Raw genomic sequence first — 2532 nt, forward strand, 5'->3', positions numbered from 1 at the left:
CGCCCAGCTTCCCCGCCCCATCCGGCGCCACCAGCAGCAGCGCGTCGCCAACGACGGCGAGGGACATGCCCGGACCGTCCGGAGGCAGCGCGCCGCCCAGCTCCGCCACCTGCCAGGGCGCACCGTCGGAGCTCGCGTCGAAGCGGGCGAGGCGCAGGCTCGCCGTCTGGCGAGGTGTTGCTCGATGCGCGCGACCCATGGGCGCCCGACAGGTCCACGCGGACGGCGTTGCTGCGGGGCGGGCCCTGACGGAGGCCCGCGGCGAGGGTGCGCCACGAGCCGTCCACGTCGCGCAGGCGCGGCTCGCCGCTCACGCGCTCAACGAGGAGCGCCGCCGTGGTGCCACCGAGGAGCTGGTTCGCTTCCGGCGTGACGGTGACGGTGTTCAGCGCGTCCGAGGTCAGCTCCGTGGACAGGAGCACCGTGTCCGAGTTCTCCCGCGCGGCGAGCAGCGTGAGGCGCCACACGTCCTCCGGCGACGGCCGGCCCCGGTCCGCGAACCGGAGCGTGGGGGCAGGCCCGACGGGCGCGGTGGGCAGGGGGCCACGCAGGAGCGGCAGGGCTTCCGGTCCCACCAGCGGAATGCCGTCGACGGAGACGGTGATGGCATCCGCGCGTTCGGCGGCGTCGGCGTCCTCGGCCAGCGCGGTGGGGGTGAGCAGCATCGCCGCCGTGCGCCCCGTGGCGAGCGACGCAGGCGCGGGCTCGTGGCGCGCGGTGAGTCCGCCGGTGAGGTCCGCGCGCTCCAGCGGCTTGAGCCACACCAGCGGACCATCGCGGTCGAGGGGATCCACGCGGAAGCCCCGGTAGCCGTTGGGCAGGGTGTGCACCGTGGCCGGGGTGACTTCCTCCAGCTCCACCGGAGTCAGCCGCGCGGTGCGGATGAGCGCCACGTCCGGACGTGCCCAGCCCAGCAGGTCCAGCGTGCGCGGCGTCGCGGCATGGCGGCCCGCATCCGCGCTTCCCAGCCGGCGCAGGGCCTGGTCCAGCGTCTCTCCCGGTGCGATGCCAATGACGGGACCGCGCTCCACGACACCGTCACGGGGACGCTCGACGCCGGGCGAGCGGCGGGTGAGCGGATCCGCGAGGCCGATGGGGTCCCACACCACCGCGCTGCGACCGCGCCAGGGCAGCACGTCGTTGAGGTCCTGAGTCTCCAGCAGCGAGCGGAAGGACTCATCCACCTCCGCGTCCCAGAGGCTGGTGACGGAGAGCACCTCCTCCAGCGACGCGAGCGTGCCCTTCCGCCTGCGCCACGCCACCGCGCGAGCCACCACGCCGCGCTGCACGCGAGGGTCGTCGGTGAGCAGCCGCGCGCCCATCAACTCCGCGAGCAACGGGAGCGCCTGCGGCCCGGCGCGCTCCACGAAGTGATCATCCCAGAGTTGGTCCACCGCGCGGGAGAACGCGTCCAGCTCCATGCCCAGCACGGAGAGCAGCTTGAGGAGCGGCTGGTCCGCGAGCGTGGAGTCCCGCGCCGTGTAGAGGCCGGGGAGCAGCTGGATCAATCGCTGGGAGGGAGGGCTCATGGGAAGCGCCCCTCCAAACCGGTCCGACTGTCGGACAGGTTTCCGCTGACTGGCAGGAGCGGAGGCGCTCCCGGCCCGGGCTCTCCCAACTGGTCCGACTGTCGGACCAGTTCGTGCGGTGCGCCGCCGCCGGGGAGGCCCAGCCGGGTTCTCATCTTCTCATCCATGTGGACAGCACCCATGTCCAAGGGCCTGGAGCGGTGGTCGGACAGGCGCGGCGAGGCGTGGCTCATAGGTCCTGGGCCTCCTCGTAGGACAGCTCGACGCCGTCGCTTTCACCGGACGGCGGCGCCCATGCGAGCAGCTCGCCGGGCGTGGTGGCGATGCGCTCGAAGAGGGCCGGCGGCGTGCCTTCGCGATGCAGCCGCTGCACCACCACCGAGCGCAGTCCATCAATGCCCGCGAGCGCGCCGTACACGTCCGACAGCTGGAGGTCCTGGCCCAGCGCCACGCGGTCCGGATCCAGCAACCCCAGGTCGCGCTCCGGGTCGCGGTCCACGCCCAGGCGCAGGCGTGTCTCCTGGAGCACCGCGACCGGATCCGCGCCCTTCACCACGCGCAGCAGCACCTTCAACCGCACCTCCACGCGCAGCCGGTTGATCAGGTGCAGCTCCACCCCAGGTGCCACCCGCGCCGCCAGGTGCGCGTGCAGCGCTTCCAGGTCGGACGCGCGCAGGGCCGCACCCTCCGGCCCGGACACCACCACCTTCAAGGACCGGCGGCGCACGGCGTCGCGGAACACGTTCGCGCGGTGCACGCCGTCGAACACCAGCGTCAGCGCCAGCACGTCCGGCAGCCGCACCGCGCGGTCCATCGCGCCCACCGTGGCGGGCCCGCGCACTCGCGCCAGCGAGGGCTCCTCCGGCTCCGTCCCACCGGCCAGCGGCAGCGGGTTGAAGGTCTTCTCCACGCAGGGATGCGGCGTCGCCATCGCCATCAACCGCAGCGCGGCCCGGTTCCCGCCCCGTCCCCCCGCCCCACGCGATACCGGACCCCGCACCTC

Annotated in this window: 2 protein-coding genes; both read right to left on the minus strand. The window is 73.9% G+C overall.

The genetic code is table 11. The annotated features are described in order from the left end of the window. Positions 1-1529 (minus strand): phage tail protein (locus ACLEQD_RS41250; RefSeq protein ID WP_410391390.1); only part of this gene is annotated, 1529 nt, incomplete at its 3' end. 229 nt (positions 1530-1758) lie between these two features. Continuing rightward, positions 1759-2532: hypothetical protein (locus tag ACLEQD_RS41255; protein ID WP_410391391.1), on the minus strand; the 774-nt coding region annotated here is incomplete at its 5' end.

The sequence above is a fragment of the Corallococcus sp. 4LFB genome, assembly GCF_046520365.1.
Taxonomy (GTDB): domain Bacteria; phylum Myxococcota; class Myxococcia; order Myxococcales; family Myxococcaceae; genus Corallococcus; species Corallococcus caeni.